The sequence below is a fragment of the uncultured Kiloniella sp. genome (assembly GCF_937128705.1).
Classification (GTDB): Bacteria; Pseudomonadota; Alphaproteobacteria; order Kiloniellales; family Kiloniellaceae; genus Kiloniella.
Genome location: NZ_CAKZMP010000290.1, coordinates 1 through 6,119, shown reverse-complemented (window position 1 = coordinate 6,119; position 6,119 = coordinate 1). Strand labels below are relative to the sequence as shown.

Here is a 6,119-nt window from a genome sequence, read left to right as displayed (position 1 = left end):
CTGGCCTGACTAACCAAAGCCATACAGACATCAAACTCTTTTAGAAATTGATCTGCATTCTCTATCGTAAAGCACACTGGCGGCTTGATTTTCACCACATTATCCAGCGGGCCATCCGTTGAAAGCAGGATACTCTTTTCTTTCATAAGGTTGACGACCTTGTTGGCTTCAGCTGTTGCAGGCTCTAACGTTTCTCGGTCATATACCAATTCAGCCCCGATAAAGAGCCCCCGTCCGCGAACGTCACCGATTAATGGATAGCGCGCCATCATCTCTGTTAAACCATCCAGAATATGTTGACCAACTTGGGCAGCGTTATGCTGCAAGCGCTCATCCCGAATAACCTGCAATACTTCCCGCCCGATTGCACAGGAGACCGGGTTTCCACCAAAGGTATTGAAATATTCCATACCATTGAAAAAAGCATCTGCAACGGCCCGGGTTGTGATAACCGCCCCCATAGGATGTCCATTTCCAATCGGTTTTCCGAGGGTAACAATATCCGGCACAACATCCTGCAGCTCAAAGCCCCACATGTGGCTTCCCACGCGGCCGAAACCAACCTGAACTTCATCAGCGATACAAAGGCCACCAGCCCCTCGCACTGCTTCATAAACACGTTTTAGATACCCATCAGGCAGGACAATCTGCCCACCACATCCCAGCAAGGATTCAGCAATAAAAGCAGCAGGTTTACGGCCTTGTTTTTGCAAAGCCGCTAACTGTTCAATTGCCATGGCAGCGTACTTATCACCGCAATCAGGATCATCCCATTTAACAGGCCCGCGATATCCATCAGGCATCGGACATATTTTTACATGATCCGGACAGCCCTTCCCCCCTTTGCGATTAAACTTATAGGGGCTTAAATCAATGAGGGACGTTAAATTTCCATGATACGCATGATCAACAATCAGCATATCCTTTTGCCCGGTATAGTTCTGAGCCAAGCGCAGAGCCAAATCATTGGCCTCACTACCAGAATTGGTGAAGAAACAAACTTCGAGAGGATCAGGAAAGGTCGCCAACAATTCACGCGCATAGTTGACAATATTGTCATGCATATAACGTGTATTTGTGTTGAGAACGGGCATTTGCCCTGTTGCAGCAACAACAACACGGGGATGGCAATGCCCTACATGGCAAACATTGTTCACCATATCCAAATACTGCTCGCCTTGTTCAGTGTAGAGGTACTGTCCTTCACCACGCACAATTTTAAGCGGATCCGAATAGGACAAGCTCAAGTTGGGACTTAAATGTCTGGCGCGTTCTTCGCGGATACTTTTAGAACTGCGCGTCACATCCCCCTGACATTTGGTTTTCATGCCCAAAATAAGATTTGGACTTGGACAGACAGATGACCAAACATTGATTTCACTGCGCGCCGCCACGCCACAAACATCATTTTCCATCCCCATCAAATCCAGCAGAAGCTGGAAATGAACATGAGGCGCCCAGTTTCCATTTTCGGGATAAGGACCGAGGTAACCAATCACCTCTCCCTTCTTAAAAGCTTTCCCAGCTTCCCAAAGCTCTAACGATGAACGGCTAAGATGTCCGTATTTTGTATAAAAAACCTGTCCTTCATCAGTTTTGTGTTCCAAAATTACGACCGGACCATAGTCATAATCGCGCGTATTATCATTATGAACGCGTACAATACCGTCTAGCGGCGCATAGAGAGGTTCATAAGCTGGCAGGAAGAGATCTATTCCCAGATGAACAGTACGTTTTTCGTCCGGATCGACTGTTTCAAAAAAGTCTCCCTTATACACATCGCGATCTTCAAGGTAACTGCCAACCCCGACAGCAGCCCCTGCATCTTTCATCAAGCCAAAGATAACATTTGTTGCGTCTTCGGCACTACGCGGTATCCCCTCTTCATTTACTGACAAGGGCGATAGATCGAGAACCAATACATTTTCTGGGGAAAGATCGTGTTGGCAAATCGGTCCAATTTTATCAGCATTGGTCAAAAGCCACTGTTCCAGCTTTCGAGATCCGGCACAGGCTTCATAGCCACAGACATCCCGTAAACGATAATGCACCACCTGCGGGTTGATCTGTTCCATCTTGCGAAGAAGGTCGCGAATATCTTTCTGACTGATCAATAAGTATTCATTTTCCGGATTGGCTGCATATTGCTGTGCTGCCATACAGGATGATTCAGCCAACCGAACTCTTATCAGATCGTAGAGGATAGATAGCTCTTCCTCACACAACGAATTCACCTTGTGATAACCAGACACAACATCACAAATTTTCCCGACAGGGTCTTTCTGGGCCAGCATGGCATAAGCGCAAGCAACAGCAACTTCGCAAACCCGATGACTTTTAATAAAATCGCCAAAGTCAATAAGACCACTGATCTTGCCCTGTTTATCGACAAGAATGTTGTAGTCATTCGCATCATTGTGAATGACCTGTCGTGGCAACCTGCTTAAAGCACTCGCTGTTTCCTTGGAAAATTTCTCCAGAATTGATTCAACAATAGTTTTAATTTCTGCATCTTCAATCAAAGGGACAAAAGCGGTGTGAGCAGATGCTTGAGCAATATCCCACAAGAAAGTTCTGTCCGCCCCGGCATGCATAAAGGACTTAAGCGCCAGATCCATACGCCCCATCAATCCGCCAATCTGTTTAAAGTCCAGGCTTTGCTTTTGCGCTGCTTTATTCCAGACTTCTCCCTCCAACCAAGTTAGAGCGCGGATAAAACGATCTTGTCCGTTACAATCCGTAATTTTGTAAGTCGTTGCTTTTTTATTGTTCTCAATAAGTCTCGGAAGTGGAAGTCCCGCATCCTGATTTGCCAGTTCTATGAGTAACTGATCCTGTGCATCCAACCAGCAAACATCTGTCTCAGGAGCATAGAGCTTAAGAACAAAACTCTCGCCCTTAGCCGTATCCATTCGAAAGTTCTGATCTCTCTCGCTCGGCAAGCCACTGGCTTTTGCTGCAAGACCATAAAATTCCAGAAAAAGAGCTTCGGCCTCACTTACGGTATAAACATGGAGTTTATTAACGGACATTTTATGCACCTTGTACTACGAATGGTTTTTGCAGTTAATTAATTGAAAGCAGTATAAAAAAAATAAACGCCCACATCTTTCGCCATTATGCACGTTTCATTGTTTTTATGGCAGGTGCCTGATATTCTCTGCCCCCTATTTCCAACAAGTAAAAAGATGTTGACGTTTCGATGCGAGACTTAGATGAAATTGATCGCCAGATCTTACAGGTACTGCGCCACAACGCGCGCGAAACGATCAAGGGAATTGCAACACAGACTAACATCGCCAGATCTACGGTACGTCACCGCCTACAACGACTTGAAGACGACCAGATTATTACGGGTTACAGGGTAGAACTTAAAAACGCAACAACCCGTGGCTTTGGCGCTTTTCTGTTTTTGAACCTGACACACACGCCTGCAAAAGACTTGATCTCAGAAATATCAAGTTTTCCAGAAGTCATCCGATGCTATTCGTTGGCAGGAGAACCCGACCTTTTGGTAGAGGTCAGGGCGGAAACACCCGAGGTTCTCAATGATGTACGCAACAAACTTTCTGCAAATCCGGTAGTGAGCGAGCTTAAAACATCACTGGTTCTTAATCGAGAACTGGAAACGTAAAACAAAAATCAGCTATAGCAAAGAGCAGACATATGTTTCTCAACAGACCAGATCTGCCTGCTCGTCTTCAACATACCTGGCACCAAGCGAGCCCAAAATTACGGTCGAAAAGTTACGGGGCTAAAAATTACAAGCCCCGTAATTGAGAACTGAAAATCAGAGACGAAACATCACTGATCAGGCTTATTTTTCATCGCCATCGACAACCAATCGTCCCTCTTCTGCTTTGAAAAAGAACTGGCTTGCAATCAACCATCCCTTCAAAGGACGAAGAGGAAGAATGCAGGTTAACAAGAGCAAAGGCAGTGTTGTTAGAAAATGCGCCCAAACAGGAGGCTCAAACTTGACTTCGAACCAGAGTGCAAAAATGACAACAGGAATACAGAACAGCATTTGAATGAAAAAAGCAGGACCATCAGCAGGATCCGCAAAGGAATAGTCAAGACCACACACCTTACACCCCTTGGCAACGGTCAAAAAACCATCAAAGATTTTTCCTTCGCCACATCTAGGGCATTTCCCGCGGGTACCCGTCTTCATCGAAGACAGTTTTGGGTAAATCTTCTCTGCTGTATCGTGCATGTTAAATTCCACATTATTTTTTTTCGGCAGCATGAAAAAAGCGAACCGATTTGTTGTGGGATTATAGATAGTATTAAATCACGCTTTATACGATAGTAAAGTAACGCTTCACAACGTCGCAGCATCACTTTGCCAACCGTCTATCCGAGCTCAAATGACGTGACACCATAAATCTTATCCAGCGGAAGATCCACGGCACCACCCTTGTACATCCGGGCCGTCTCAAAGCTTTGGACAAGCCCATAACTTTCTGCCAGTAATACCCCGTCCGCGTTATTTTCCGGTACGTCCAGTATAATGTTGTGGCCTTCAACCTCGGCACAAAGCGCATTAAAAATATCATTGGCAACAACAGGATCAGCCGCGAACAAAGGCCCTGTTTTATAACCATCACAATAAGGGCGAATAAGGCCGTAACCTCTGACTTGCTGATCTTCAACTACTGCAAATCCAATGTGCCCCTCTTCACCAAGCCAGGTCTCGAGAAACGTCTTACGTTCTTCGAAGAAACAGCCAGCATCAAACGCTGCGACCTGTTCAAAAGGCACGGTTTTCACATCGACAAGGTTCTCAGCCTTGCTTCCTTGAGCCTTTGCCGTACCTTCAAATCGAAGATTACGATGCGAAAGCTTAAAGCCCGATTTCATGTAATTATCCTGCTGATCAACAACCCCATCCAGACCGATTATTCGTCCTTTAAGGCTCGCCAATGCATGGTTCCAAATGGCAATACCAAAGCCTTTCCCACGCCATGGCTCCTTGACGATATAAAAGCCGACGAAGCCATAATCATCACCATACTTGACTGCCGAAATACACCCAATCGGTTCACCATTAAAAACACCAAGATAAAACCCGGTTTTATCTGCCTGATAAAAGCATTCAATATCTCTCAAACCGGGGTTCCACCCTTCCCCGGCGGCCAGATCGCACAAAAATTGAATCTCCTCGTCTTCAGCAAGGCGAATTTCAAAATGATCCTTTGTTATACTTTCAGTCACAAAAAAACCTTTTAGATTAATAAATTACGTAAATATAATATTGAAAAACATGCAATTTAACCACACATTATATAACTGAAAATTATGTCAAAAATTGGAACCCCCGATATGACGCCGAACGAACTCATACAACTCGCAGAATATAACAAGTGGGCGAACCAAACCCTTTATAAAAGCTGTGCTAACCTGCCCGAAGCTGACTACAAGGCAGAACGTCTCAGCTTCTTTGGATCAATCCACAATACTCTCAACCACATCCTTGTTGGCGACAGAATTTGGTTTGGTCGTTTCGAAGGTGCCCCAGAAAAATTGTCTCTATCTGATATCCTGTATCAAGACTTTTCCAGCTTACAAACAGCGCGTGAGAGCGAAGACGCACGCATCCTGAAATATGCACAAAATATATCCCAAGACACTTTGGATAATGATCTTAGCTACAAAAATGTTGCCGGAGATAATCATTGTGATCCCATGAGCGCTCTTCTTCGACACGCCTTTAACCATCAAACGCATCATCGCGGTCAAGTACATTGCCTCTTAAGTCAAACCGATGTTCCACCTCCTTCTCTAGATATTATGTATTATTTGCGGGCTCAGGATTAGAATTCTTCTGAAAAATGTCAGCCAAATAAATCCATCTGGTTCGCTAACACAGCCTTCTTATCAGGACTTGATCTGCAAAAATCAGGCGGAATGCAAAATTGGCTGATATCCAAATGCCGTAGCGACCTTTTATTTAGTCCATAGCGCTTTCGGGCCAAAGAGAAGCGATCAGCAATGAGTTGCGCAAAAACACCTTCTCCACGCATACGCTTGCCCCAACGTGAATCATACTCACGACCGCCCCGCATCGATTTCAATATTCCCATGATACGGCTAGCCCGATCCGGGTAATGCATGCG

5 protein-coding genes and 1 pseudogene are annotated in these 6,119 nt (G+C 45.1%); 2 read left to right on the top strand and 4 right to left on the bottom strand.

Annotated features, from left to right (window positions below; translation table 11 throughout):
- Nucleotides 1-3,032, bottom strand: a 3,032-nt coding sequence (locus tag Q0241_RS14655; protein ID WP_299378788.1) for an aminotransferase class III-fold pyridoxal phosphate-dependent enzyme, incomplete at its 3' end; no start/stop codon positions are given.
- 170 nt (nt 3,033-3,202) lie between these two features.
- Between Q0241_RS14655 and Q0241_RS14650 the strand changes: the two genes are divergently transcribed.
- Complete coding sequence (locus Q0241_RS14650) at nt 3,203-3,634, top strand: Lrp/AsnC family transcriptional regulator (protein WP_299378786.1); 432 nt, start codon at nt 3,203-3,205, stop codon at nt 3,632-3,634.
- 183 nt (nt 3,635-3,817) lie between these two features.
- On the opposite strand, the gene Q0241_RS14645 is transcribed toward Q0241_RS14650, so the two are convergent.
- The gene (locus Q0241_RS14645; RefSeq protein ID WP_299378784.1) at nt 3,818-4,216 is read right to left on the bottom strand and encodes a DUF983 domain-containing protein; all 399 of its coding nucleotides are present in this window, start codon (nt 4,214-4,216) and stop codon (nt 3,818-3,820) included.
- 140 nt (nt 4,217-4,356) lie between these two features.
- A complete protein-coding gene (locus tag Q0241_RS14640; protein WP_299378782.1) occupies nt 4,357-5,217 on the bottom strand; it encodes a GNAT family N-acetyltransferase in 861 nt (286 codons plus the stop codon).
- Between the two features lie 108 nt (nt 5,218-5,325).
- On the opposite strand from Q0241_RS14640, the gene Q0241_RS14635 reads away from it, so the two are divergent.
- Nucleotides 5,326-5,820 (top strand): DinB family protein, encoded by a 495-nt coding sequence (locus tag Q0241_RS14635; protein WP_299378780.1) that lies wholly within the window; start codon nt 5,326-5,328, stop codon nt 5,818-5,820.
- A gap of 17 nt (nt 5,821-5,837) precedes the next feature.
- Here the strand turns inward: Q0241_RS14635 and Q0241_RS14630 are convergent.
- A pseudogene (locus Q0241_RS14630) lies at nt 5,838-6,119 on the bottom strand (radical SAM protein); the annotation flags it as partial.

Bases quoted from the DNA above. Each gene is read 5' to 3' on its own strand.
- Q0241_RS14645 (WP_299378784.1), bottom strand. From the start codon at position 4,216: ATGCACGATACAGCAGAGAAGATTTACCCAAAACTGTCTTCGATGAAG.
- Q0241_RS14635 (WP_299378780.1), top strand. From the start codon at position 5,326: ATGACGCCGAACGAACTCATACAACTCGCAGAATATAACAAGTGGGCG.
- Q0241_RS14650 (WP_299378786.1), top strand. From the start codon at position 3,203: ATGCGAGACTTAGATGAAATTGATCGCCAGATCTTACAGGTACTGCGC.